We start from the raw sequence: 25,422 nt of genomic DNA, 5'->3' as shown, positions 1-25,422 counted from the left end.
GGGTATCCGTCTGGCACCAATCCGGGCCGTTCTCCGCCCGAGGGTTCGGCTGGCCGGAATACGGTCCCTAACCCTAGGGGGGGGGTCAGTTAGTGAGCCGATACTCCTCCTCCCAAATATCCCCCGATATAACAGAATTGAGAAAGGAACCCGGCGTCTCTCTGGTTTGCCGGCCGTAGGGCCGTGATGCCGGCTCACGTCGTTCGGTTTTCTCCGTTGAAGATGCAGCCCCGCCAGAGCCGCATGCTTTCCTGACAACGTTTTCCAAGCTGCTCGCTGACGACGAACCCGTGATCTCCGCATAACTAAATGAGCTTGTCGCCTCGACGGCATACGTGGCCGCCTCATTCAGCGCGCCGTCAGTAGTTATCGAGCTGGCTACTGAATTGGCTAACGCGTCATTGGCACTTGGTGCTTCCACGGTCACCGCCTCAACCGCTGCATGAGACGGCGACACTCGTTCTTTCAGTGCGCCGGCCGAGGTCACTGGCGCGCGGCTGACGCGCCGCGCTGAAAATACCCCCGCCGCGAAGTTGGAGGTGAACACCGCAGCCGACTTTGCGCGACCAGCGGGAGCGGACTCACTTGTCCCCTCGCCGCCCTTCGTGAAAGCGGCCCGTCGATTTGCAAACACCGACGATGCGCTCAACCCACCGGGGGAAAACGATCTAGCTGTTGGCGCGACGGTGGACACCTTGGCCCCCAGCGTCGCCAATACTTCCTCGCGGGTATAGGGCCGAAATACCTTTTTCGCAGTCATGGCAGCACCTCGTCGTGGGCGAGGACAGCGCGCGGATCGGCATCGCGTCGGCGGAAGATCGGGAGCCCTGACACCTCTGCGGAGCGGATGATGCTCTCTTCCGCAAGTTCCGCATCAAGCAAGCGCCTGTCCACGTCGCGGATAAGCTGCTGGCGCTCACCATCGCTTACGCTTCGCGTTTTCTCGTAGAAATCGCCAATGCCATCGCACATGGCCGTCAAGATCTGATCTGACAAAAACGCTGACATCAGCATCGTCGCGTTTACGTTGCTGTGTTGATAATCGGGCCGCGCGAAGTCGGACGGCGAAGGATAGTGATATCTGCTCATCTCCGTCAGCAAAGCGATAAGCGAACTGGCGCGCTCCAATGCTGTTTCCTTGGAGACCGGAAGTGCCCTGATCGAATTCCGCTCGCTTTTCAGTTCCCGTACAAGATCCCGAACCTCTGCCAGGCCATCGCTGACGCGCTTGCTTGCCAGGCGGGAGTTTGCCGACACGTCGGACGTAATCTTCTTTACGTCAATCATTGGCCATGCCCTCCATCGCGAATTTTTTGCAAGCTTCGAAAAGGTCACTGGCCTCGCTAAACCTCAGCATTTCTTGTTCTGAGATAGCCGTAGCTTCAGCACTTTTGCGATCAACCTCCGCAATTTCCTTAATCAGGCGATCTTCCTTCTCGTAAAACCCCTCCATCACTTCTCTGCGAGAGCGGCTCGGCGCGAGGCCATCCGTAATGACGGCACCGGAACCTCGATCGGCGAGAGCCTTGCGGACGGCTTGAAGCTGACCTGTTAGCGACGTTGAGCGCTCATTCAGGCTCTTTACCCTTTCATAAGCGGCCCTCGACGCCCCGCTGGCGCGATGCCGATGCTGTTCGATTGCGTTCAGCCGACTAAGATCAATCAAGTGATGTGAATTCATCGTGGTCTCCTTTCTCAGACTCACCGACAGTCGGCCAGTGACTTGGAAATTCAAACAGGTCTTGAATTTCCCCCTCTAGGATTTGCCCGAGACGCTTTGCACCAGGGATTTTTGCCCCGGCCGAAAGTATGCGCCACCACGTTGCGGCCGGCTCATCCGGTGGCAAAACGCCATTTCGCTCGCGCAACCATCGCTGGCTTTCATACCTCCGCGCGCTCAAGGACATGAGCGGGGCAACGGCGATGGCGTTCTTCTCACGCCATTCAGTAACGACGTCGCGCACACCTCGAATTAGATGATCGCGTCGGTCGAGGACATCACGTCGGGCCGGCGATATACCACCCCATGCGCCTTTGAGGCTAAGAGCACGGTCCAGAGAGGAAGTTCGCCCATGGTCGATGTCGTCGAGGTAGGCGCCGATGCCATCTGCAAGAAAATGGAGGTCGCGCTCGATCAAAGGTTTCTTCTCGACAAGCCGGCTGTGGATGCGGCGCAAGCGAGTAACCAAATTTGCGCCCTCGGCAGTGCCATCCAGATCCTTGGTTTTCGAGCTACTTGCCATTGGCGATGTGTTCGTTAACCGCGTTAACCCAAGCGTTAACTGCGTTAACCCCGTTAACCCAAGTTTTCGAGGTATTCGCCTGGCAGCAATCCGGGCCGTTCTCCGCCCGAGGGTGTCGTCGATCGGCGTACGGTCCCTTGACCCAGGGGGTGGGGGTAGGAACCATGTTACGCATTGCCCACCACCATCATCGGCTGCATCGTGATCCGCTGCATAACATCCCACTGTAAGGCCTTGGCGATGTAGTCCACGCCGCCGTGCCGCCGTTGCATCTCCGCACTTGTTGCCGCCTCACGCCGGTCTTCCGTCATCCACTCGATGAGGCGAGCGTGCACGCCTTGGTCAAGTTTCTGCACCCAACCGTACCAACGCTTCTCTGCTGCCACTCTAGCGGCCTGGTCATGGCTGACGCTCGGAGATCCCCGCATTGGCGGAGAATGGCACGTTTCACCAAGCCCACCTCTCCCCTTCCAGAGCCCATTGGGCGGCATCTGCCGGGGCTGAACCTGAGATTTTTTAGCCTCCGTTTCCACAGGCTCCGTCCTCAAGGGTTCTTTCGATTGGTTCATTCGAAGGGTTTGTGTCGCATCGCTGCGACCTTTAACGTCGCAGCCCTGCGACTTTGAAAGTCGCACGCTTGCGACGTTGACAGCCGGCGCGACAGAGCCATTATCGCTATCGGCAAATTCTTCCTTCGTGACATCACGGCTCTTCATCCGGGCGTCCCATTCCGCAACTTTTTCACGGAACGTATTCCAGTTCGGAAAATAACGGGCGCAGTGTGCCTGCCCCCCGTGGCTGACCTTCCGAACATATCCTTGTCGATGCAGCTTGTCGGTCGCACGGATGACTGTTGCTCGGTCTATGCCAAGCAGCCATGCGAGGCGATCGATACTCGGATAGCACCGCCCGTCTTGCTTATTGAAATGATCGATGATCGCGCCAGCGACACGTCTGGTCGCCTCTGTGAGGCCTGGCAGAATGTTTATCGCCTTATGCGCGAAAAGAACGTCGTTCCGATTAAGTACCGCCATGGTCAGGTCCCCACGCACAAGGCGCGGCGCGCGAAGCTGGAGGCGGGGCCGGCGATAGGAGTGGCGGCATATCTATCGGGCTTGCGCGCCGCCCAATACTCGCCCAAGAAATCGGTCGTTTCGTTGGGTTGCGGGCCTTGCAATTGACCCACATGCCAAATAGAAACCCCGGTGTCCCGGGCAATCAACCGTGTTGACATCGTAGGGGTCACAGGTTCAATCCCTGTCACGCCCACCATTCGATCCCCTTCGGAAACATTTGCGTTTTCGCCGGGGACTTTCTTTCGAGATAATTGGCCGAGTTCTCTGCCGTCCCAAGCGGACGAAGAAATGGCCGCTGTTCGAAAGCAAGGCGGGAAATGTCAGTTTCAGGCCGACCCTCAACGCTTCTCCAAAATCTCTCGTTTGCGGTGAAACGGCGCTCTCGTGCCGAAATTGCCGTTAAGGTCTGCCTCGATGCGCAGCACCCAGCACAAGATTGGGTCTTTAGAGTTGGGCAGTGTTTTTTTCACAGCACAGACTGATGAACCTGTTACGGTAATTCGTAACGGCGCAGCTGTTTTGGAGAACGGCGTCCACCGAGGCTGTCAATGGTTGTCGAAAAGGGTGCGGCATGCTGAACGCAGAATATACAAACGCTAGTTTCTACAGCCTGCCGAAAAGCCATCAGGCAGGTTTCGCTCCCGGATCTTGGCGCGTGGTCACGGTCCCTGCCGGTACGAAGCTTTTTAAGCTCAGCCAATTCGATATTACAAGCAAATGGGGTACGACACCATGGTGGAGCCCCGTCGACCCATTCCTAGATGATAAGTCGGGGGTACGCGGGACCTTCCAGAAAGCCATGTCTGATGGCCAAACGTTGGCACAAGTCATCCGACATCTTTCGTCCGTGTGTATTGATTGGAACGAACTCACGAAATTTCAGCAGATCAAACTTCGCGTCGACGCGAAAGCATTCTGGGGCACGTTTAATCCCATGCCGAAGTTCTCCAACGCTCCTTGGCTTGTCGGAAATGACAATCCGGATTCCACTGAGACGTTGAAAAAGGTCAAGAAGATGAACGAAATCGAGAAGAAGGATGGGCTCAGAAACAAGTCCGAAGTCAAAGGCGCGAAATCGTGGCAGCTCCACATCGCAAACATGAAGCCAGAGCACTTCGAAGTTCTGCCCGAAATTCCTAGCCATGAGACAGCGGCAATCGGGATCGCGTTAGGGTTCATCAAATAAGAATCTTCGTAGCAAGACCGACCGACCAATCGATCGAGATTGCCGCATGCCATCGACGACATCCGCCTTGCGACACCGCTGGCAAAAAATGAAGCCACCGGCGATTGATCAAAGCTTTGGTGGTGGGCCAAAGAAAGCGGCAACTGTCGGAGAAGACGTGCTCGTCGAGCGCTGGCATACGCACGCGGCGACGCTGTTGCCCTAAAGGATGAAGTCGCTGGCTTTCAGGTTTACGCTAGAATCCAACACAATCGAAAAATCGGCTTTCCCGTCGCCATTGACGTCAGCGAATACGAACGTGTCACCCGCCTTCTTTTCGTAGCGCAATTCGCCGGCCTTCTTATGGAAGCCGTCGGTCCCGATAAATTTGAAAGCCTGATCGCCGCCCGACTTGGTATTCGCGTCGATTTTCGTTAGATCGACTTTGTCCTTTTGCGTCTGCTTGAAATCGAAAATCGTATCTCGCCCTTTCGCGCTGGTCGTCGAATCCTTCGTGCTCTCGAACACAAACGAGTCCGCGCCGCTTCCTCCGTAGAGTTTGTCGGCACCGCTTCCTCCTTCAAGCCTGTCATTTCCGGCACTGCCTTTCAGCACGTCATCGTCACTTCCGCCGATGAGGTAATCGTCGCCGGAGCCGCCTTCGAGAGTATCCCTCCCGGTATAACCAATCAGAAAGTCGTCGCCGGAGCCGCCCAGGATTCGATCATGTCCCGCATTGCCATTGATGGTGTCGTCTCTCCACGTTCCGGTGATGACGTCATTTCCGCCTAGAACTATATCGCTGAATGGATTGTCGTTATCTTCCCAGTTCACGGCCTCCCAGAGAGGGTTAAAAGCAACATTCAACTCGTCAAACAAACCATAGAGCTGTCGCTCTGCCCCGAAGACGGTCAACGAATCGACCGTTCCAGAGTTCAGATTCCTCGAAAGGCCCTTTCCCGTAATGACGATAGTCGCTTCAGGGTTTTCGAGATCGGACTCGCTATAGAAATCGATGACGAGTTCCGTCGAGGATGCCTGCTTCACCTGCTTGGTCAGGCCACCCAAATAGGGGTAGGGGAACATCCGGCCATACAGCATGCTGGTCCAAAGAACGTTTGCCATCAAAACGGCTCCTTTACCGCAAGCTGACGTGTCATTGCCCGAGCGATATCACGTATATGGAGGGCGAGATAGGAAGCCAAATACGGTCTTCGAGACGATCGTGAGAACGTGTCTTCGCTCGTGCGACAGATGGTCCTCGAGGCGGAAGGAGCCTGGCCTGGTCGGATCGTATGCTGGCGGTCTCGACAAGGATACCAGAGCCGTTCGAAACGCGATCACCTCACCGTTATCGAATTGGCAGCTTGAGGGGCAGATCACACACCTCAAGCTGTCCGGCGGTTTTGGCGTCGATACGTTCGTCCTCGGGAAAGCCGAAGGCGACGAGATCATCACGGCTTCGCTTTGCTCAGCCTCCAGGCACAGCAACATCTCTCGCATGACCTTCAGATCGGCTGCGTGGCAATACACATATGCCATAGAGGAAAGAGTTGACGGCGGGGGCCGTTTTGCTGTCAGATAATGGTCGTTCATCTGGTGCATTTCGCCACAAAACGGCGCCGAACGGGCGGGAATTCAGCCGCTTTGCCGATATAAGGACAGCACAGGACCGAAATACGCGACTAACGATTTCCCCATGAATGCGTAAAGTGTTTATTGCCTGGCTATACTTGCGGCTTGCAGCCCGACACGAAAGATAGCGCACCCCGTTGGAGGACGGGCTGTGGTTGGTCGACGTGATCGGAGGAGTATCCATGAGCGACATATCCAGCATACATCCGGTGGACGAGAAGCTGCCTGCCAGCAGGCTCGCGACGCTGGGCATCCAGCATGTGCTCGTCATGTATGGCGGCGCCGTCGCGGTGCCGCTGATCGTCGGGCGGGCCTTGCAGCTGAGCCCGCAGGACGTGGCCTTCCTGATTTCCGCCGACCTTTTCGTCTGCGGCCTGGTCACCATCATCCAGTCGCTCGGCATCAGCCGCCATGTCGGCATCCGCCTGCCCGTCATGATGGGCGTCACCTTCGCTTCCGTCGGCCCGATGGTCTCCATGGCGACCATGGCACCCGGAGCGGAAGGGGCGCGCATGATCTTCGGCGCCATCATCGGGGCCGGTTTCGTCGCCCTGCTGATCGCGCCCATCATGGGGCGGCTGCTGCGCTTCTTCCCGCCGGTGGTGACAGGCACCATCATCCTCGTCATCGGCGTGTCGCTGATGCGCGTCGGCATCAACTGGACATTCGGCAATCCCTTCGGCCCGACCGCGCCCAAACTGATCGACCCCACCCATACCGAGTGGCTCGCCCAGATGAAGACGCTTGCGGAGACCGGCGGCCCGGCGGTTCCGGACGGTTTCGCCATCGCGCCGACCGTTTCCAACCCGGTCTATGCCGAGCCGAGCCACATCGCGCTTTCGGCGCTGGTGCTGATCTCCATTCTCGTCATCGCCCGCTACGGCCGCGGCCTCATCAGCAACATCGCGGTGCTGGCCGGCGTCGTCATCGGCTGCATTGCCGCGTCCATCCTCGGCATGATGCATTTCGACCGCGTCGCCGATGCCGGCTGGTTCGCCGTGGTCACGCCGCTGCGCTTCGGCATGCCGATCTTCGATCCGGTGCTGATCGCCACCATGACGCTCGTGATGATCGTCGTCATGATCGAATCGACCGGCATGTTCCTGGCGCTCGGTGAAATCACCGACCGGCCGGTGTCGCAGCAGCAGCTCACTGCGGGCCTGCGCGTCGATGGCATCGGCACGATGATCGGCGGCCTGTTCAACACCTTCCCCTATACGAGCTTCTCGCAGAATGTCGGCCTCGTCGGCGTCACCGGCGTGAAGAGCCGCTATGTCTGCGTCGCCGCCGGCATCATCATGATCATTCTCGGCGTCATTCCGAAGATGGGCGCGCTGGTGGAAGCCGTGCCGACCTTCGTTCTCGGCGGCGCCGGCCTCGTGATGTTCGGCATGGTGGCGGCGACGGGCGTGCGCATCCTCTCGAATGTCGACTTCAAGACCTCGCGCAACAACCTCTTCGTGGTCGCGGTCTCCGTCGGCTTCGGGCTGATCCCGCTGCTTGCGCCGAACTACCTGATGTGGATGCCGCATGCGATCCACCCGATCATCGAATCGGGCATCGTGCTCGCCTCCATCGTCGCCGTGCTGCTGAACGCCTTCTTCAATGGCGTCCGCTTCGAGCAGGCCGACGCCGTGGAAGCAGCCCGCCTGGCCGACAGCCACTAGGCAAGCCACGCTCTTCGGGAAAATCCGGCTTGCCGCGAGCGAGCCGGGTTTTTTCATGCCCAATGTGGACCACGGCATTTTCTTGCGCCCGCTGACAAGGCATAGCAGGGGAAAGAAACCGCGGCTTCGGGAGCATTCATGGCGGGCATGATGAGGGCGCGCGAGGCGCTCATTCTGGCGGTCACCCTCTGGACGGCGCTCTCCATCAACGATTTCCTGCTGCTGCCGGGTGGTTTCCTCATCCTCGCCCCCGGCTGGATAAGCAGCATCCTGCTGGCACTGCTGTTGGCGCAGGTGCTGCAACGCCTGGAAAACCTGCCGCGCCAACAGGCGATTGGCTTTGGCGTGCTGGCCGTCATGGCAACTGCGGCAAGCCAGGCCGTCTTTGATGTTACCGCCATCATGACAATCGGCCCGCATGTGCTTCCCGGCGGCACCGGCGTGCCCGGCTTTGCGATCGCCGACACCTTCGACAAGGCCATCCTGCAATTCCGCATGGGCCTGATGTGGAACACCGTGGCCTTCGGTTTCTATGCAGCTGCAATCTCGCTGCTCAATGCGCAGCGGCGAAAGCTCGATGCGGAAATGCGGGCGCTGCGCTACGAGCTCAATCCGCATTTCCTTTTCAACACGCTGAATTCCATTGCCGGCCTCATCGAGGAGGGATCCGGCGGGCGGGCGGACCGCATGGTGCTGTCGCTCTCGCGCTTTCTCCAGACGACGCTCACGCTCGATCCGTTGCATGATGTGCCGCTTGCCGACGAGATCGCGCTCCAGCGCGACTACCTGGAAATCGAGCGCGAACGCTTTGCGGACCGCATGGCCTTCGACATCCGCTTGCCGGCCGGGCTGGAGACAGCACTCGTGCCGAGCCTCATTCTTCAGCCGCTGATCGAGAATGCGGTGAAACACGGCGTTGCCGCATCGCGCACGCCGGTGACCATCGTGCTGGAAGCACGCCAGGAGGCGGATCGTCTTTTGCTGAGCGTCGAAAACGGGCTGCCGGAGAGCGGTTCGGCTCATCCCAAGCCCGCGGGCATGGGTGTTGGTCTCAGGAACATTGCCGACCGGTTGCAGGCGCGTTTCGGAAACCGGTGGCGTTTTTCGACAGGCCCGGTGGAGGGCGGGCTTTACCGCGCCTCAATCGAGCTGACGCTTCGAATGGCTTGAGGATGCAGTCCCGGCGAAATCCGGCCGGAACTGCATGACACCTATTAGTTCAGCGGGATCTGAAAGCCGCCCGAATCCGCGGGCCGGGCATAGGTCGTGTTGTTGGCTGCGGTCGTGCTGCAGCCTGCGAGCGCCAGAACCGCGAGTGCCGCGACGACGAAACCAGATATGGGGCGCATGTGCCTCTCCTTTGTGTTTGCCCGTATGACATAGGGATGCGAAGCGCTTCCGTCTACCGAGGTGTGGACATGAAAAAGCCCGGCGCGAGGCCGGGCTTCTCCAATTCGTTCTTGGGGTAGTTACCACTCGGCCACGCTGCCATCCTCATGACGCCAGACGGGGTTGCGCCAGCGATGGCCTTCCTTGGCCCGCTCGATCACATAGGCCTCATCCACCTCGATGCCGAGGCCCGGTCCCTGCGGGATCGATACGAAGCCGTCCGCATAGTGGAACACCTCCTTGTTGGAGATGTAGTCGAGTATGTCGTTGCCCTTGTTGTAATGAATGCCGAGGCTCTGTTCCTGGATGAAGGCATTGTAGGAGACCGCATCGACCTGCAGGCAGGCGGCAAGTGCAATCGGCCCCAGTGGGCAATGCGGCGCCAGCGCCACGTCATAGGCCTCCGCCATCGCCGCGATCTTGCGGCATTCCGTGATGCCGCCGGCATGGCTGAGGTCCGGTTGCAGGATATCGACATAACCATCCGCCAGCACCGACTTGAAGTCCCAGCGCGAATAGAGCCGTTCACCCAGCGCAATCGGCGTCGAGCAATGGTTGGCGATCTCCTTGAGAACCTCGCGGTTTTCCGACAGCACCGGCTCCTCGATGAACATCAGCTTGAACTGTTCGAGTTCCTTGGCCAGCACCTTGGCCATCGGCCGGTGCACGCGGCCGTGGAAATCGACGCCGATGCCGATATAGGGGCCGACCGCCTCGCGGATCGTCGCGATGGTTTCCACCGCCTTCTCGACCTTGTCCCAGGTATCGACGATCTGCATCTCCTCGCAGCCATTGAGCTTGATGGCCTTGAAGCCGCGGGAAACCACCTCGCGGGCATTGTTGGCGACGTCGGCGGGGCGATCGCCACCGATCCAGCTGTAGACCTTGATCTTGTCACGCACCTGGCCGCCGAGCAGCGCATGGATCGGCTGGCCATAGGCCTTGCCCTTGATATCCCAGAGCGCCTGGTCGATGCCGGCGAGGGCCGACATGTGCACCGCACCGCCACGATAGAAGCCGCCGCGATACATGACCTGCCAATGATCCTCGATCAGCAGCGGGTCCTTGCCGATGAGGTAATCCGACAGTTCCTCCACGGCCGCCTGCACGGTCAGCGCACGGCCTTCCACCACCGGCTCACCCCAGCCGATGATGCCCTCGTCCGTTTCCACCTTCAGGAACAGCCACCGCGGCGGCACGATATAGGTCGTCAGCTTCGTGATCTTCATGGGTTTCCGTCCCTCGTCAGTTTGTCTTCAAATCGCCGGCATCGCCCATCAGGCGGGAGAGGTCGCGTGCGGCGAGATCGAGAATGTGGCGCGAGCAGGTTTCTGCCCGCGCGCCATCGCGCAGGCGCAGCGCATCGACGAGCTCGCGGTGCACGTCGAGCGCCTCGTCGCGCTTGACGGCCGCGCGGTTGGACGCGTGCAGCGCATAGGAGAGCGCTGCGTGGATGATCGAGGAGAGCTGGTGGAAAACCTTGTTGTGGCTCGCCTTCAGCAGGGTTTCGTGAAAGCGGGCATCGGCGGCGGTGAAGGCTTCGAGGTCACCCTCCGCATCGCCCATGTCGTCGCAGGCGCGTTCGAGATCGGCGATCTCCTGTGCCGTGGCGCGCGAGGCCGCGAGGAAGGCAGCGGCCGGCTCGACGGTGCGGCGCGCTTCGAGGATCGAGCCGAGCAGTTCCGCCGACAATACGTCCGGCCCCATCCATTCGAGGATCTGCGCGTCGAGCACGTTCCATTCCGCCCGGTCGCAGACGAGCGTGCCGACCCGCGGGCGGCCGCGCACGAGGCCCTTGGTCTCCAGCACCTTCAGCGATTCGCGGATGACCGTGCGGCTGACGCCATAGGTCTCGCAAAGGTCACTTTCGCGTGGCAGAACCGTGCCGGGCGGAAAACGCCCGCCGCAGATATCCGCGCCGATCGCCGCCGTCACATTGTGGCGCACGCGCGGGCGGCGCGCCGGCGACCGCTGCGCCTGTCTCGTTGCCTTGTCCGCCAAAGTGCCTCCCGCAAGCCACGCTAAATCATCATACAATTAGTCAATAATTATACGACAAATTGATGGCAAGCGCCAAGATGCGCGGCCTCGTCGGTGCGCAAAATTGCTGATATTGACTTTTGCTGACAGAGTGCATAATGCGCCGAACCCAACCGCAGGAGCCGCCATGCTCGCCGAACTTCCCGCCGTTCTCGTCCTCAACGCGAAAGACAATGTCGGGGTCGCGCCCGGCAACGTCGATGCCGGCCGGGCGCTCGTCAACGGCGTGACGGCCGCCGAGCGCATACCGCGCGGCCACAAGGTGGCGCTGGCGCCGATCGCCGAAGGCGCGCCCATCCTGAAATACGGCCAGATCATCGGCTACGCGACGAAGGCGATCCATCCCGGCGAACATGTGCACCTGCAGAACCTCGCCATTCTCGACGTCGCGCTGAAACACGAATTCTGCGTCGACAATGCACCGCCGGTGATGGTGCCGGAAGCCGAGCGTCGCACCTTCGAAGGCTATGATCGCGGCAACGGCCGCATCGGCACGCGCAACTATATCGGCATCCTCTCGACCGTGAACTGTTCCGCCACGGTCTCCCGCTATGTGGCGGAGCACTATGCCCGCAAATTCCGCGAGACCGGTCACGAGAACATCGACGGCGTGGTGGCCCTCACCTACGGCGGCGGCTGTGCGCTGAACCTGAAATCGGAGGGCGGGCGCATCCTGACGCGCACCTTCAAGGGTTATGCCCGCAACCCGAATTTCGGCGGCATCCTGATGATCGGGCTCGGCTGCGAGACCTTTCAATATGGCCCGCTGGTCGAAGAGGCCGGGCTGGAGGAGGGAAAGACCTTCCGCAAGATGATGATCCAGGAACAGGGCGGCACGCGCAAGACGATCGAGGCGGCCTGCGCGATGATCGACGACATGCTGCCGGATGTCGGCCGCATCCGCCGCTCGCCGCAGCCGCTCTCCGGCATCAGGCTGGCGCTCGAATGCGGTGGCTCCGACGGCTATTCCGGCATTTCCGCCAATCCGGCGCTGGGCGTCGCCTCCGACCTCCTGGTTAAGGAAGGTGCGACGACCGTGCTCTCCGAAACGCCGGAAATCTACGGCGCCGAACATCTTCTGACGCGCCGCGCCGCCCGGCCGGAGGTCGCCGAAAAGCTGCTTTCCCGCATCGACTGGTGGCGTGACTACACCGCCAGGAACGATGCCGAGCTCAACAACAACCCGTCCTTCGGCAACAAGGCGGGCGGCCTCACCACCATTCTGGAAAAGTCGCTCGGCGCCGTCGCCAAGGGCGGCTCCATGCCGCTCAACGCCGTCTACGAATATGCCGAGGAGGTGACGGAGACGGGCTTCGTCTTCATGGATACGCCGGGCTATGACCCTGCCGCCGTCACCGGCCAGATCGCCGGCGGCTGCAACCTCGTTGCCTTCACCACCGGCCGCGGCTCGGTCTCCGGCTACAAGCCGGCTCCCTGTATCAAGATCGCCACCAACACGCCCATGTACGAGCACATCAAGGAAGACATGGACATCAATTGCGGCACGATCGTCGACGGCACGGAGACGATCGAACAGGCCGGCCGCCGCATCTTCGAATTCGTCATCGACACCGCCTCCGGCCGCAAGACGGCCAGCGAAGCCTATGACTACGGCGACAACGAATTCGTCCCCTGGCAGGTCGGCGCCATTACCTGAAGCGGCCTCCAAAACACATCAAGCAACGAGAATAAATCTCCCCTGAAATATCCATTATAAAACGGTGAATTATCAGCAGTTTCAAACCGTTCTGGTAATGCCGCTACCAAACATGCCTGGTGCGGTTTCCCCAGCCATTTTGGTTAGGGAGGACGGGCGAGAGCCCAGAGGAGTACTTTCTTGAAGAAACTGGTGATGTTCGTGCTTGCCGCAGGCCTGTTCTCTTGCGGTAGCGCAATCGCTCACGCCCAGACAAAGGGCGACTGGGTACTCGGAAACTACAAGGGCGCCGGCTACTGGTTCCCGGGGGTCGTCGAAAAAATCGGCGGTGGCCAGATCACCATCCGTTACGACGACGGCGACCGCGAAACCGTATCGGTCAACGACGTCCGGCCCTATGACTGGATGATCGGCATGAAAGTCGAATGCAACTACAAGGGCCAGGGCGAATGGTACGGCGGCACGATCGCGTCGCTGGCCGGCGAGAAGATCGGCATCGCCTATGATGACGGCGACAAGGAAACGACCAAGACCGGCCGTTGTCGCACGCAATAAAAGGCTTGGAAAAAGGGGGCGGGTTCGACCTGCCCCCAGATTCGAGCGTCACGCGTGCATGAGGATATTGACGAGCGTGCCGGCGGGATCGCGCACGAAGAAGCGCCGCACGCCCCAAGGCTCGTCCGCCGGACCGTATTCGATCGCATAGCCGCCGTTCAGCGCGGACTGATAGGCCGCCTCCACGTCGTCTACCTCGACCGAAAGCCGCGGCACCGGCGTGCCGGAGCCGCCTTCGGAGGCAAAGCTCACCTGCAAGGGCATGGTGCCGCCGGTGCCGTAGGTGGCGATCCAGCCGTGATCCATGAGAAGATCGAGGCCAAGGATGTCTTTGTAGAATTTCGCGACGGCCGCCGGGTCGGCTGTTTCGACATTCGCGACGATGCGCTTGATCTTCATGACGACCTCCTCAGCGCGCAATGGGGCTGGCATAGACCGGCATGTCGGGCCGATGCGCCGCGCGCAGCTCCGCGACGCGCTGGATGACCTTGGGCAGCGACACGGTGATGTGGTGCTGCAGGGTCTCGGCGGCACGCTCGCTGTCGTCCACATCGAGCGCGCGGAACACCGCGAGATGCTCGGCGATGAAGGGCTCGCTTTCCGGCATGCGGTGCGAGACGCCGATGATGTGCTTGCTGACATTCAGCATGAAACGCGCACGCCGCAGCGCGATCAGCAGCTCCCGGTTGGGGCAGTAGCCGAGGCAGGTGATGTGCAGGTCGGTTTCGAGATCGTCCATCGCCGGAACGGAGAGGTCCGGATAGACTGCCAGCGCCTCTTCCAGCCGATGCGTCATCGCGCGGCGCTCGGCGGGCGGAATGAAGGGGGCCGCCCTAGTCAGCGCCAGAGGCTCCAGCGCCACGCGGATATCGTGCAGGTCGCGCATGCGGCTTTCGTCGAGCGGCACCAGCGTCCAGCGCATGCGCTCGTCCTTCTCCACGATGCCGAGCGCTTCGAGCCGCGTCAGCGCATCGCGCGCCACCTGCCGGCCGACGCCCCGCGCACGCGCCAGCTCCACCTCGTTGATGCGGTGGCGGCCGAAGACGGAGATATGCACCATCTCGCGCTCCAGGCTCTCGTAGATCGCCTCCCAGCCGGGCGCCTTGCGCAGGCCCGGCGCCTCCTCGTCGAGGCCGAGCATCTCGGCGGTCAGCGCCACGCGCTTCGGCCCGCTGCGTCCCTGCCCCACCAGGAAACCGCGCCCATCGAAACGCCGGATCGAACCCGCCGCCTCCAGCAGCGCGAAGGCCTGGCGGACGGGCGTGCGCGTGGACGCAAAAACGCCCGCGACCGGGCCTTCGAGCAGCAACGCGCCTCGTGGCAGGCGGCCGGCGGATATCGCATCGGCCAAGACATCGCGAATACGCAGGTAAAGCGGGCTCTTGTCGAGCGCCGCTTCGGCGCTTTCCGCGCCCGTCTCCGCCAAAACCTGACCCGCTTCGTTCATGGCGCGGACCATGGCATGAATGCCTTATGCCGACAACGGTCATGTCCGGCGCAAGCAGGCAGCAAGGAAATTGCGCCGCACCGTCAAAAAATCGTCATTCCTTTCGTGACGCGCGGGGCGTTTTGCGCTAGGGAAACCCTCTCAAGGCTCGCAATCCGGCCCTAGAAGGGCCATATGCGAGCAACGTCCTATGTCAAGGAATGGAACCATGCCCGCATATCGCTCCCGAACCACAACCCACGGCCGCAACATGGCCGGTGCCCGCGGCCTCTGGCGCGCGACCGGCATGAAGGATTCGGATTTCGGCAAGCCGATTATCGCGGTGGTGAACTCCTTTACCCAGTTCGTGCCCGGCCACGTGCACCTGAAGGACCTCGGCCAGCTCGTCGCGCGCGAGATCGAGGCTGCCGGCGGCGTCGCCAAGGAATTCAACACGATCGCCGTCGACGACGGTATCGCCATGGGCCATGACGGCATGCTCTACTCGCTGCCGTCGCGCGAGATCATCGCCGACTCGGTCGAGTACATGGTAAACGCGCACTGCGCCGACGCGATGGTCTGCATCTCGAACTGCGACAAGATCACGCCCGGCATGCTGAATGCCGCCATGCGCCTCAACATCCCGGCCGTCTTCGTTTCCGGCGGGCCGATGGAGGCCGGCAAGGTGGTGCTGCACGGCAAGACGGTTGCGCTCGACCTCGTCGACGCCATGGTTGCCGCCGCCGACGACAAGATCTCCGACGAGGACGTCAAGGTCATCGAAAGATCGGCCTGTCCGACCTGCGGCTCCTGCTCCGGCATGTTCACGGCCAATTCGATGAACTGCCTGACCGAAGCCCTCGGGCTGTCGCTGCCCGGCAACGGCTCGACGCTGGCGACGCATGCCGACCGCAAGCGCCTCTTCGTCGAGGCCGGCCACCTGATCGTCGATCTCGCGCGGCGCTATTACGAGCAGGAAGACGAGAGCATCCTGCCACGTTCGGTCGCTAACAAGCGCGCCTTCGAAAACGCCATGTCGCTCGATGTCGCCATGGGCGGCTCGACCAACACCGTGCTGCACATCCTCGCGGCCGCCTATGAAGGCGGCATCGATTTCGACCTCAACGACATCGACGCGCTGTCGCGTCGTGTGCCCTGCCTCTCCAAGGTCGCGCCTGCCAAGCAGGACGTGCACATGGAAGACGTACACCGGGCCGGCGGCATCATGCGCATCCTTGGCGAACTCGACCGCGGCGGCCTCATCCACCGCGACACGCCGACCGTGCATGCCGAAACGCTCGGCCACGCGATCGACCGCTGGGACATCACCCGCACCAACAGCGAGACGGTCCGCACCTTCTTCCGCGCGGCGCCGGGCGGCATCCCGACCCAGGTCGCGTTCAGCCAGTCGGCTCGCTGGGACGAACTGGATACGGACGGCGAAAACGGCGTCATCCGCTCCGTTGAGCACCCCTTCTCCAAGGACGGCGGCCTCGCCGTGCTTTCGGGCAACATCGCGCTCGACGGCTGCATCGTGAAGACGGCGGGCGTCGATGAATCGATCCTGAAGTTCTCCGGCCCGGCAGTGGTCTTCGAAAGCCAGGACGCGGCGGTCAAGGGCATCCTCGCCAACGAGGTGAAGGCCGGCGACGTCGTCGTCATCCGCTACGAAGGCCCGAAGGGCGGCCCCGGCATGCAGGAAATGCTCTATCCGACGAGCTACCTGAAGTCGAAGGGCCTCGGAAAGGCCTGCGCGCTCGTCACCGACGGCCGCTTCTCCGGCGGCACCTCGGGCCTGTCGATCGGCCATGCTTCGCCGGAAGCCGCCCAGGGCGGCACGATCGGCCTCGTGCGCCAGGGCGACCTCATCGAGATCGACATTCCGAACCGCACCATCAACCTCGCGGTTTCGGAGGAAGAGCTGGCCGTGCGCCGTGCCGAGCAGGACAAGCTCGGCTGGAAGCCGGCGGCACCGCGCAAGCGCAACGTCACGACGGCGCTGAAGGCCTATGCCGCCTTCGCCGCCAGCGCCGACAAGGGCGCCGTGCGCATCCTGCCGGAATAAGCGTTTTGCCGGGCGCCAGGTTTTCCTCGCGCCCGGTCTCGTCTCACAGGTGGCGCGTCTCTTCCGGCGTGTTCCACCAGGCATTGTTCCGCCCGTCGAAATATTGCACCGGCAATGCCGCAAGCTCGCTGTGCTCGATATCATCGAGGCAGGCGACGTTGATCGAGACATAGGCGCCGCTGATCGCCTCGACATAACCCCGGCCGAACGACGAGACGCCGCAGTTCTTGCAGAAGTGGTGGTGCCCGCTCATCGTGCCGAACTGGTAGTCGCCGAGATCCGCCTCGTCGCATTGCAGGCGAAAGGCATCCGGCTTGATCTGGGCGCCCCAATACCGCTTCTTCGAGCAGATCGAGCAATTGCACCGGCCCGTGCCGGCGGAAAGGTCGATATCCGCCTCGTAGCGGATTTTCCCGCAATGGCAGCTTCCCTTGTAGGTCTTCAACATGATGTTTCCTCGCTTGCGCTTCGCGCCCATAAATGACAATATGCTGTCAAATTTACTTTTGCAGAATGACAACATGTTGTCAATATGAATCCGGATCGCACCCCCGCCGGCGACGCTTTCGCCGCCTTCGCCATTTCCGTGCTGCGCCTTGCCGGGCACTTGCACACGGCCGGCGATGCACTGGCCAAACCCGCTGGTCAGACCAGCGCGCGCTGGCAGGTTCTCGCCGCCGCCGACCATGCGCCGATGTCCGTTGCGGAAGCCGGCCGCGCGCTCGGCATGACGCGGCAGGGCGTGCAACGCGTCGCCGACCTGCTCGAAAAGGACGGCCTGATCCTCTATGCGGAAAACCCCGCCCACCAGCGCGCCAAGCTGATGGTGCTGACCGAGGCGGGCAAGGTGACGCTCGACGCCATCAAGGCCCGCCAGGCGGTGTGGGCCAATGCGCTCGGCGAACTCTTCGATAAAAAGCAACTCCGCGAGGCAACCGAGACCGTCATCACGGCGTTACAGGCCGTTGAGAAACAGTCCGTGCCGGACGACTGAAACCGGTCGACGCTTTGACACGGGCCATAAATGTTGATACCAACTCTTTTGTCGAAAGCCCGTGAAAGAGGAGTCCCGAGCATGAGACCGAACCACGAGATCGTATCCCAGGAAGAATGGCTCGCCGCCCGCAAGGCCCTGCTGGCCCTGGAGAAGGAAGAGACCAAGCTGCGCGACAAGGTGCGCGCCGAGCGCCTCACCCTGCCCTGGGTCAAGGTGGAGAAGGACTACACCTTCGAAACGCCGGAAGGCCGCAAGACGCTGGCGGAACTGTTCGACGGGCGCAGCCAGCTCATCGTCTACCACTTCATGTATGGTCCCGATTGGGAAGCCGGCTGCCCCGGCTGTTCCTTCATGGCCGACCATATCGACGGCATGCTGCCGCATCTCAACAATCACGACGTGACGATGGTCGCCGTTGCCCGCGCGCCGCTGGAAAAGCTCGAGGCCTACAAGAAGCGCATGGGCTGGGAATTCCCCTGGGTGTCGTCCTTCGGCAGCGATTTCAACTTCGACTACCACGTTTCCTTCACCAAGGAGGAACTGGCCCGCGGCAAGGTGATGTATAACTTCCGCGAGACCGACGCCGCCGATGCGCATGACGAGCTTCCGGGCTTGAGCGCCTTCTTCAAGGACGAGGACGGCATCGTCTACCACACCTACTCGGACTATGCCCGCGGCGGTGAAGAGGCGCTCGGCACCCTGATGATCCTCGACCGCGCGCCAAAAGGCCGCAACGAGACGGGAACGCTCAGCTTCGTCAAGCGCAAGGACGAATATGACGATGCGCCCAAGGCGCATTCCTGCTGCGACTGAAGCCCAGAAGACAACGAAGGAACGACGACATGCACAAGGACTATGGCCGGTTCTGCTGGTACGAACTGATGACGAACGACGTCGCGGCCGCCGAGCGTTTCTACGCGACGGTCGTCGGCTGGTCGATCCGCGATTCCGGCATGCCGGACATGAACTACCTGCTCGCCTATGCCGGCGACACGCAGATCGCCGGCATGATGGCCCTGCCGGCGGAAGCGAGCGGCATGCCGCCGGCCTGGATGGGCTATATCTTCACCGACCGGATCGAGGAGACCGCGCGGGAGATCACCCAAAACGGCGGCTCGGTCATGCGCGAACCGGCCGACATTCCTGGCATCGGCCGCTTCGCCGTCGTCGCCGATCCGCACGGCGCCGTCTTCTCGCTCTTCAGCACCGAGGATGAGGGTCCGGCGCGGCCCGAAATGATGACGCCCGGCCATATCGGCTGGAACGAGCTGATGGCGGGCGACCTCGACACCGCCTGGGAGTTCTATTCGAAGACCTTCGGCTGGACCAAGGACCAGGCCGTCGACATGTCGGACGCCGGCATGGGCACCTACCAGACCTTCGCCGCGGGCGGCGGCAACGCCATCGGCGGCATGATGACCACGCCGCCCGGCATGCCCATGCCGCCCGCCTGGGGCTATTATTTCGTGGTCGAAGGCCTCGATGCCGCGGGCAAACGCGTCACGGATGGCGGCGGCAGCATTATGATGGGACCGATGGAAGTGCCCGGCGGCGCTTGGATCCTCAATTGCGTCGATCCACAGGGAGCCTATTTCTCGCTGGTCTCCATGACCCGCTGAGCCTACGCCCAGGTGGAGCGGCTCCCGCCGCTCCACGCAGCTTTCACAAAATCGTCACAGACCCGTCATGACCGAAGGTCATATTGACGACGGTCAGAACCGGGTCTCGCCCCGGCCGCAGGATGCGCTTTCTGGCAGCCGCTATCGGCATGATCTGTAGCTGCGTATTTTTCAGAAACCATTCCCATGCGTCTTTCTATAAAGCTTTCGCTTGCAGCCCTGCTGTTGGCCGTCATTGCCATTTCCGCAACCAGCGTCGCGAGCCTCTATCTCAGCGCCAGCCAGTCGACCGAGGCGGCGGTGACGAAGCTCGAAACGCTGGCCGACGGCCGGCGCAACGAGCTGGCGCAGTACCTGCAATCGATCGTCAAGGAGACCCGCGATCTCGCCGGCCAGAAGGTCGTCGCCAAGGCGCTGGACGACCTCTCGGGTGAACTCGGCGCAATCGGGGGCGACCGCGCCGCCGAGTTGCAGCGGCGCTATGGCGGCAAGGCCGATCTGAAATCCGCCGAGATCGACAAGTTCGACCAGATGCATGGCCGCTACCACGGCTTCTTCCTGCGGCAGGCCGAAGCGCAGGGTTTTGGCGACATGCTGCTCGTCAATCTCAGCGGCGACATCGTCTATTCGCTGAAGAAACACGATGATTTCGGCGCGAACCTGACGACCGATATGCGCTTCGCCGGCACCGGCCTTGCCAAGGTCTTTGCCGAAGCGGCCCCCAGCACGGAAACCGCCATCGTCGCCTTCGGCGATTACCAGGCCTATGCGCCCGCCGGCCGTGCCATGGCCTTCCTCGCCGCCCCCGTTGCCTCCGTCGCCGGCAAGATCGGCGTGCTCGTCGTGGCCCTGCCGACCGAGCGCATCGCCGCCCGGCTGAACAATCCGGTCGGCCTCGGCGAGACCGGCGAAGCCATGCTGCTGAACGCCGATGGCACACTCCTCACCCGGCCCTCGCATGGCACGGATGCCGACGTGCTCTCGATGCGCATCGCGCCGGAGCTGCTTGCGGCCGACGACGGCGCGATCGCCAAGGCCACCCTGCCCGATCACCGCGGCCGCGAGGTGAAACTCGCCGCCGCCAGCTTCGATTTCCTCGGCCGCACCTGGACCGTCGCCGCCGTCATGGCGTCGAGCGAAGTCTTCGCCGGCCTCACCCGCCTCATCCACTGGACGCTGCTCGTCTCGCTCTGCGTGCTTGTGGTGACCGCCGCCGTCGGTTTCCTCTTCGCCAGCCGCCTGTCGCGCCCGATCACCGCGCTTGTCTCGGACATGAACCGGCTTGCCGGCGGCGACACGACGATCGCCTGCGACGGCCAGGCGCGGCGCGACGAGATCGGCGACATGGCGCGCTCCGTGCTCGTCTTCCGCGATGCCGCAATCGAAAAGGAACGCCTGCAACGCGAAACCGCGTCGATCCGCGAGGAGGCCGACAGCGAACGGGCGGCCCGCGAAAGCGCCAAGGAGGCAGAAGACGCCGAGACCGAAGCGGCCGTGCTGCGCCTGGCGGGCGCGCTGCAGCACCTCGCCCGCGGCGACCTCACGCAACGCATCGACACGCCCTTCATGCCCGCGCTCGACCGTATCCGCACCGACTACAACGCCTCCGTCGAGCGCCTCGCAGAGGCGATGACCACGGTGCGCGTCAACACGCACCGCATCCGCGACGATTCCAGCGAGATGCAGGAGGCGCTCGTCCAGCTCTCCAGCCGCACCGAACGGCAGGCCGCCTCTTTGGGCGAGGCCGCGACGGCGCTTGCCGAAATGACGCAGGCCGTACAGTCCGCCGCTGAACGCACGACGGTCGCAGAACGCCTCGCCTCCGACACCAAGAAGAGCTCGGCCACCTCCGAACAGGTCGTCGACAACGTCGTCAGCGCCATCGGCAAGATCGAGACGTCATCGCATGAAATCGGCAACATCATCGGCGTCATCGACGACATCGCCTTCCAGACCAACCTTCTCGCACTGAACGCCGGCGTGGAAGCCGCGCGGGCTGGCGAAGCCGGCAAAGGTTTCGCCGTCGTCGCGCAGGAGGTGCGGGAACTGGCGCAGCGCACGGCAAGCGCGGCGCGCGAGGTGAAGGCGCTGATCACCAAATCCGCCGACGAAGTGGCGCGCGGTGCGGGCCTGGTGCGCGAGACCGGCAGCGTGCTGCGCGACATCGCGGGCAAGATCAGCGCGATCGACACGGAGATCAAGGAGATCGCGCGCGCAGCACGCGACCAGTCCGTCGGCATCCACGAAATCAACACGACGATCCGCCAGCTCGACGCGGTGACCCAGCAGAATGCCGCGATGGTCGAGGAAAGCAGCGCCGTCACACATCGCCTTTCCGACGAGTCCGCCACGCTTGCCCGCCTCGTCGGCCAGTTCGAGACGCCCGGCGAGGCGTCGCGCCAACCCGAGGCAAGGCCGCACCTGCGGGCCATCGTCTGACCGACGGTGACGGCACGCAGCGATCCCGCTTGCAATCTCTCTTCGCATTGCACAAACTCTCCTCGATGGCGGCAACAGACCGTCACCGAGGGGAAAAAGAGAGCGCATGTCGATCAAGGCCGGTATCTACCACCTCACCCATTACAAGTACGACAACCCGGTCCGGCTCGGACCCCAGATCATCCGGCTGAAGCCGGCCGCCCATTCCAAGACCAAGGTCATCAGCCATTCGCTGAAGGTTTCACCGGCAAACCATTTCGTGAACCTCCAGCAGGACCCCTACGGCAACTATCTCGCCCGCTACGTCTTCCCCGATCCGGTGACCGAACTGAAGATCGAAGTCGATCTCGTCGCCGACATGACGGTCTACAATCCCTTCGACTTCTTCATCGAGGAAGAGGCCGAGCACTGGCCCTTCGATTATCCGGAGGACCTGCGCGAAGACCTGAAGATCTATCGCGCGCCCGAGCCGATGGACCCGGCGCTCGAAGCCTATATGAAGACGATCGACCGCTCGCGCCGGCGCACGCTGGACATGGTCGTCGCCCTCAATGCCCAGGTCCAGCAGTCGGTCGGCTACGTCATCCGCATGGAGCCCGGCGTGCAGACGCCGGAAGAGACGCTGACCACGGCGCTTGGTTCGTGCCGCGATTCGAGCTGGCTGCTCGTGCAGATCCTGCGCAATCTCGGCTTCGCCGCCCGCTTCGTCTCCGGCTATCTCATCCAGCTCAGCCCGGACCTGAAGGCGCTCGACGGCCCCTCCGGCACCGAGGTCGACTTCACCGACCTGCATGCCTGGTGCGAGGTCTATCTTCCGGGCGCCGGCTGGATCGGCCTCGACCCGACCTCCGGGCTGCTCACCGGCGAAAGCCATATCCCGCTTGCCGCAACACCGCATTTTCGCAATGCAGCACCGATCAGCGGCGGCTATTTCGGCGAAGCGAACACCGAATTCGATTTCGCCATGACGGTGGCGCGTGTCGCCGAGCACCCGCGCATCACCAAGCCGTTCTCCGACGAGAGCTGGGAGGCGCTGAACGCGCTGGGCCGCAAGGTCGACACCGTGCTTTCGGACAACGACGTGCGCCTCACCATGGGCGGAGAGCCGACCTTCGTCTCCATCGACGATTTCGAATCCGAGGAATGGAACACCGCCGCCGTTGGCCCCACCAAGCGCGAGAAGGCCGACGAGCTGATCCGGCGCCTGCGCGAGCGCTTCGCGCCCGGCGGCTTCCTGCATTATGGCCAGGGCAAGTGGTATCCGGGTGAAAGCCTGCCGCGCTGGACCTTCTCGCTCTACTGGCGCAAGGACGGCAAGCCGATCTGGCATAACCCGGACCTGATCGCCACCGAGGGCGCCGACACCGAGGTCACCGAAAAACAGGCCGAGGCGCTTCTTGCCGGCATCGCCGCCGAGCTTGAGATCGAGCCGGACATGATCATCCCCGCCTTCGAGGACCCGGCGGAATGGATCATCAAGGAAGGCAGCCTGCCGGAAAATGTCGACCCGTCGAACTCCAAGCTCGAAAGCCCGGAAGAGCGGGCGCGCATCGCCAAGGTGTTCGAGCGCGGCCTGACGACTGCGACCGGCTACATCCTGCCGGTGCAGGCCTGGAACGCCAAGGCCGGCGGCCGGCGTTGGGTGAGCGAACGGTGGCGCACCCGCCGCGGCAAGATCTTCCTCATTCCCGGCGATTCGCCCATCGGCTTCCGCATGCCGCTCGGCACCCTGCCCTACGTGCCGCCGTCGCAATATCCCTACATCCACCAGGCCGACCCCTCGATCCCGCGGGAGCCGCTGCCCGACTACAGCGCGCCAGCAAGAACCCTGGCGCAGGCGTCGCTACGCGCAAGCGAGCCCCAGCAGGACCGCAACGAACAGAACATCGCCGGATCGACCGGTGACATCCGCGGCGCCGTGCGCACCGCTCTCAGCGTCGAGCCGCGCGACGGCCGCCTGTGCGTCTTCATGCCGCCCGTCGAGCGCATCGAGGATTATCTCGACCTGATCGCGGCGGCCGAAAAGGCCGCGGCCGACCTCGGCCTGCCGGTCCATATCGAAGGCTATGCGCCGCCGCATGACGAGCGCATCAACGTCATGCGGGTCGCACCCGACCCGGGCGTCATCGAGGTCAATATCCACCCCGCCGCCAACTGGCAGGATTGCGTGGACATCACCACCGCGGCCTACGAGGAGGCCCGCCTCACCCGGCTCGGCGCCGACAAATTCATGATCGACGGCCGCCACACCGGCACGGGCGGCGGCAACCATGTTGTCGTCGGCGGCGACAACCCGAACAACAGCCCGTTCCTGCGCCGGCCGGACCTGCTGAAGAGCCTCATCCTGCACTGGCAGCGGCATCCGTCGCTCTCCTATCTCTTTTCCGGCATGTTCATCGGCCCGACAAGCCAGGCGCCGCGCATCGACGAAGCGCGGCACGACACGCTCTACGAGATGGAAATCGCGTTTGCGCAGGTCCCGCCGCCCGGCCAGGGTGCTGCCCCCCTGCCCTGGCTCGTCGATCGCCTGTTCCGCAACCTGCTCACCGATGGCACCGGCAACACGCACCGTTCGGAAATCTGCATCGACAAGCTGTTTTCGCCGGACGGCCCGACCGGCCGCCTCGGCCTCGTCGAGTTCCGCGGCTTCGAAATGCCGCCGAATGCCCGCATGAGCCTTGCCCAGCAATTGCTGATCCGTGCGCTCATCGCCCGCTTCTGGCAGAACCCGGCCGATGGCGGCTTCGTGCGCTGGGGCACCACGCTGCACGATCGTTTCATGCTGCCGCACTATGTCTGGCAGGATTTCCTGGACGTGCTGGCAGACCTCAAGACGAACGGCTTCGACCTCAAGTCCGAATGGTTCGCCGCCCAACTCGAATTCCGCTTCCCCTTCTGCGGCGAGGTCGAATATGAGGGCGCGAACCTGGAAGTGCGCCAGGCGCTGGAACCCTGGCATGTCATGGGCGAACAGGGCGCGGTCGGCGGCACCGTGCGCTACGTCGATTCGTCCGTCGAACGCCTCCAGGTAAAGCTGGAGACCGCCAATCCGGAACGCTACACCGTCGCCTGCAACGGCAGGCCCGTCCCGCTGCGCTCGACCGGCACCAAGGGCGTCTCCGTCGCCGGCGTGCGCTACAAGGCCTGGCAGCCCGCCTCCGGCCTGCATCCGGCGCTGCCCGTCAACACACCGCTTACATTTGACATTTATGATACATGGTCGCGGCGGGCGATCGGAGGCTGCATCTACCACGTTGCCCATCCGGGCGGACGCAGCTATGACACCTTCCCGGTGAACGGAAACGAGGCTGAAGCGCGCCGGCTGGCGCGATTCGAGCCCTGGGGGCACAGGGCGGGCGGCTATACGCTGTGGCCGGAACCACCGTCGGCGGATTTCCCGCTGACGCTGGATCTGCGCCGGCCGTCCGGCATCTAGCCCTCCATTGGAG

The 25,422-nt window shown here is 62.6% G+C and carries 24 protein-coding genes; 12 read left to right on the top strand and 12 right to left on the bottom strand.

Features of this window, described 5'->3' with window-relative positions:
* Positions 1–85: 85 nt before the first annotated feature.
* The 5 genes from AC1Q6Z_RS01770 to AC1Q6Z_RS01750 form a co-directional block, all read right to left on the bottom strand.
* Positions 86–760: a hypothetical protein gene (locus AC1Q6Z_RS01770; protein WP_492646539.1), complete on the bottom strand. Its 675-nt coding sequence runs from the start codon at positions 758–760 to the stop codon at positions 86–88.
* Positions 757–1,287: a hypothetical protein gene (locus AC1Q6Z_RS01765; RefSeq protein ID WP_492646538.1), complete on the bottom strand. Its 531-nt coding sequence runs from the start codon at positions 1,285–1,287 to the stop codon at positions 757–759. The genes AC1Q6Z_RS01770 and AC1Q6Z_RS01765 overlap by 4 nt, the downstream gene beginning before the upstream one ends.
* Positions 1,280–1,681, bottom strand: a complete 402-nt coding sequence (locus AC1Q6Z_RS01760) for a hypothetical protein (protein WP_492646537.1) — start codon at positions 1,679–1,681, stop codon at positions 1,280–1,282. The genes AC1Q6Z_RS01765 and AC1Q6Z_RS01760 overlap by 8 nt, the downstream gene beginning before the upstream one ends.
* A complete protein-coding gene (locus tag AC1Q6Z_RS01755; RefSeq protein ID WP_492646536.1) occupies positions 1,659–2,243 on the bottom strand; it encodes a hypothetical protein in 585 nt (194 codons plus the stop codon). The genes AC1Q6Z_RS01760 and AC1Q6Z_RS01755 overlap by 23 nt, the downstream gene beginning before the upstream one ends.
* Positions 2,244–2,410: 167 nt before the next feature.
* Positions 2,411–3,277 (bottom strand): helix-turn-helix domain-containing protein, encoded by an 867-nt coding sequence (locus AC1Q6Z_RS01750; RefSeq protein ID WP_492646535.1) that lies wholly within the window; start codon positions 3,275–3,277, stop codon positions 2,411–2,413.
* 613 nt (positions 3,278–3,890) lie between these two features.
* Here AC1Q6Z_RS01750 and AC1Q6Z_RS01745 point away from each other — a divergent pair.
* Together AC1Q6Z_RS01745 and AC1Q6Z_RS01740 are read left to right on the top strand one after the other, a co-directional pair.
* Positions 3,891–4,505, top strand: a complete 615-nt coding sequence (locus tag AC1Q6Z_RS01745; RefSeq protein WP_256120923.1) for a hypothetical protein — start codon at positions 3,891–3,893, stop codon at positions 4,503–4,505.
* 46 nt (positions 4,506–4,551) lie between these two features.
* Complete coding sequence (locus tag AC1Q6Z_RS01740; protein ID WP_492646534.1) at positions 4,552–4,710, top strand: hypothetical protein; 159 nt, start codon at positions 4,552–4,554, stop codon at positions 4,708–4,710.
* Here the strand turns inward: AC1Q6Z_RS01740 and AC1Q6Z_RS01735 are convergent.
* Positions 4,707–5,609 carry a M10 family metallopeptidase C-terminal domain-containing protein gene (locus tag AC1Q6Z_RS01735; RefSeq protein ID WP_492646533.1) on the bottom strand — a complete coding sequence of 301 codons (903 nt, stop codon included), beginning with the start codon at positions 5,607–5,609 and terminating at the stop codon, positions 4,707–4,709. The two genes, AC1Q6Z_RS01740 and AC1Q6Z_RS01735, sit on opposite strands and share 4 nt — an antisense overlap.
* A 692-nt stretch (positions 5,610–6,301) precedes the next feature.
* Between AC1Q6Z_RS01735 and AC1Q6Z_RS01730 the strand changes: the two genes are divergently transcribed.
* Complete coding sequence (locus tag AC1Q6Z_RS01730; protein WP_435266294.1) at positions 6,302–7,786, top strand: nucleobase:cation symporter-2 family protein; 1,485 nt, start codon at positions 6,302–6,304, stop codon at positions 7,784–7,786.
* A 138-nt stretch (positions 7,787–7,924) separates the two neighbouring features.
* Positions 7,925–8,956, top strand: coding sequence for a sensor histidine kinase (locus AC1Q6Z_RS01725; RefSeq protein WP_492646532.1), 1,032 nt, complete (start codon positions 7,925–7,927; stop codon positions 8,954–8,956).
* A gap of 44 nt (positions 8,957–9,000) precedes the next feature.
* On the opposite strand, the gene AC1Q6Z_RS01720 is transcribed toward AC1Q6Z_RS01725, so the two are convergent.
* The 3 genes from AC1Q6Z_RS01720 to AC1Q6Z_RS01710 all read right to left on the bottom strand — a co-directional run bounded on the left by AC1Q6Z_RS01720 (position 9,001) and on the right by AC1Q6Z_RS01710 (position 11,176).
* The gene (locus tag AC1Q6Z_RS01720; RefSeq protein WP_256120919.1) at positions 9,001–9,135 is read right to left on the bottom strand and encodes a hypothetical protein; all 135 of its coding nucleotides are present in this window, start codon (positions 9,133–9,135) and stop codon (positions 9,001–9,003) included.
* A gap of 120 nt (positions 9,136–9,255) precedes the next feature.
* The gene (dgoD, locus tag AC1Q6Z_RS01715) at positions 9,256–10,404 is read right to left on the bottom strand and encodes a galactonate dehydratase (RefSeq protein WP_492646531.1); all 1,149 of its coding nucleotides are present in this window, start codon (positions 10,402–10,404) and stop codon (positions 9,256–9,258) included.
* A gap of 16 nt (positions 10,405–10,420) precedes the next feature.
* Positions 10,421–11,176, bottom strand: a complete 756-nt coding sequence (locus tag AC1Q6Z_RS01710) for a FadR/GntR family transcriptional regulator (RefSeq protein ID WP_492646530.1) — start codon at positions 11,174–11,176, stop codon at positions 10,421–10,423.
* A 166-nt stretch (positions 11,177–11,342) separates the two neighbouring features.
* Here AC1Q6Z_RS01710 and AC1Q6Z_RS01705 point away from each other — a divergent pair, with 166 nt between their 5' ends.
* Both AC1Q6Z_RS01705 and AC1Q6Z_RS01700 read left to right on the top strand, forming a co-directional pair.
* Positions 11,343–12,872: a UxaA family hydrolase gene (locus AC1Q6Z_RS01705; protein ID WP_492646529.1), complete on the top strand. Its 1,530-nt coding sequence runs from the start codon at positions 11,343–11,345 to the stop codon at positions 12,870–12,872.
* A 180-nt stretch (positions 12,873–13,052) separates the two neighbouring features.
* Positions 13,053–13,427, top strand: coding sequence for a tudor domain-containing protein (locus tag AC1Q6Z_RS01700; RefSeq protein WP_256119765.1), 375 nt, complete (start codon positions 13,053–13,055; stop codon positions 13,425–13,427).
* Positions 13,428–13,475: 48 nt separating this feature from the next.
* Here AC1Q6Z_RS01700 and AC1Q6Z_RS01695 read toward each other — a convergent pair whose 3' ends face one another.
* Both AC1Q6Z_RS01695 and AC1Q6Z_RS01690 read right to left on the bottom strand, forming a co-directional pair.
* Positions 13,476–13,826, bottom strand: coding sequence for a VOC family protein (locus AC1Q6Z_RS01695; protein ID WP_439617526.1), 351 nt, complete (start codon positions 13,824–13,826; stop codon positions 13,476–13,478).
* A gap of 10 nt (positions 13,827–13,836) precedes the next feature.
* On the bottom strand, positions 13,837–14,874 hold the full coding sequence (locus AC1Q6Z_RS01690) for a GntR family transcriptional regulator (RefSeq protein WP_492646528.1): 1,038 nt from the start codon (positions 14,872–14,874) through the stop codon (positions 13,837–13,839).
* A 208-nt stretch (positions 14,875–15,082) separates the two neighbouring features.
* Between AC1Q6Z_RS01690 and ilvD the strand changes: the two genes are divergently transcribed.
* Complete coding sequence (ilvD, locus tag AC1Q6Z_RS01685; protein WP_439617528.1) at positions 15,083–16,918, top strand: dihydroxy-acid dehydratase; 1,836 nt, start codon at positions 15,083–15,085, stop codon at positions 16,916–16,918.
* A 43-nt stretch (positions 16,919–16,961) separates the two neighbouring features.
* Here ilvD and AC1Q6Z_RS01680 read toward each other — a convergent pair whose 3' ends face one another.
* Positions 16,962–17,366 (bottom strand): GFA family protein, encoded by a 405-nt coding sequence (locus AC1Q6Z_RS01680; protein ID WP_492646527.1) that lies wholly within the window; start codon positions 17,364–17,366, stop codon positions 16,962–16,964.
* Between the two features lie 84 nt (positions 17,367–17,450).
* Here AC1Q6Z_RS01680 and AC1Q6Z_RS01675 point away from each other — a divergent pair, with 84 nt between their 5' ends.
* From AC1Q6Z_RS01675 to AC1Q6Z_RS01655, 5 genes are all read left to right on the top strand, one after another.
* Positions 17,451–17,912, top strand: a complete 462-nt coding sequence (locus AC1Q6Z_RS01675) for a MarR family winged helix-turn-helix transcriptional regulator (RefSeq protein WP_492646526.1) — start codon at positions 17,451–17,453, stop codon at positions 17,910–17,912.
* 81 nt (positions 17,913–17,993) lie between these two features.
* The gene (locus AC1Q6Z_RS01670) at positions 17,994–18,728 is read left to right on the top strand and encodes a DUF899 domain-containing protein (RefSeq protein WP_492646525.1); all 735 of its coding nucleotides are present in this window, start codon (positions 17,994–17,996) and stop codon (positions 18,726–18,728) included.
* A 29-nt stretch (positions 18,729–18,757) separates the two neighbouring features.
* A complete protein-coding gene (locus AC1Q6Z_RS01665; RefSeq protein ID WP_492646524.1) occupies positions 18,758–19,534 on the top strand; it encodes a VOC family protein in 777 nt (258 codons plus the stop codon).
* A gap of 186 nt (positions 19,535–19,720) precedes the next feature.
* Positions 19,721–21,973: a methyl-accepting chemotaxis protein gene (locus AC1Q6Z_RS01660; protein WP_492646523.1), complete on the top strand. Its 2,253-nt coding sequence runs from the start codon at positions 19,721–19,723 to the stop codon at positions 21,971–21,973.
* A 106-nt stretch (positions 21,974–22,079) separates the two neighbouring features.
* Positions 22,080–25,409: a transglutaminase family protein gene (locus tag AC1Q6Z_RS01655; RefSeq protein ID WP_492646522.1), complete on the top strand. Its 3,330-nt coding sequence runs from the start codon at positions 22,080–22,082 to the stop codon at positions 25,407–25,409.
* Positions 25,410–25,422: the final 13 nt, after the last annotated feature.

It is taken from the genome of Shinella sp. GW835-FHT14H05, from assembly GCF_058793575.1.
This window is presented reverse-complemented; position numbering and strand designations above follow the sequence as displayed.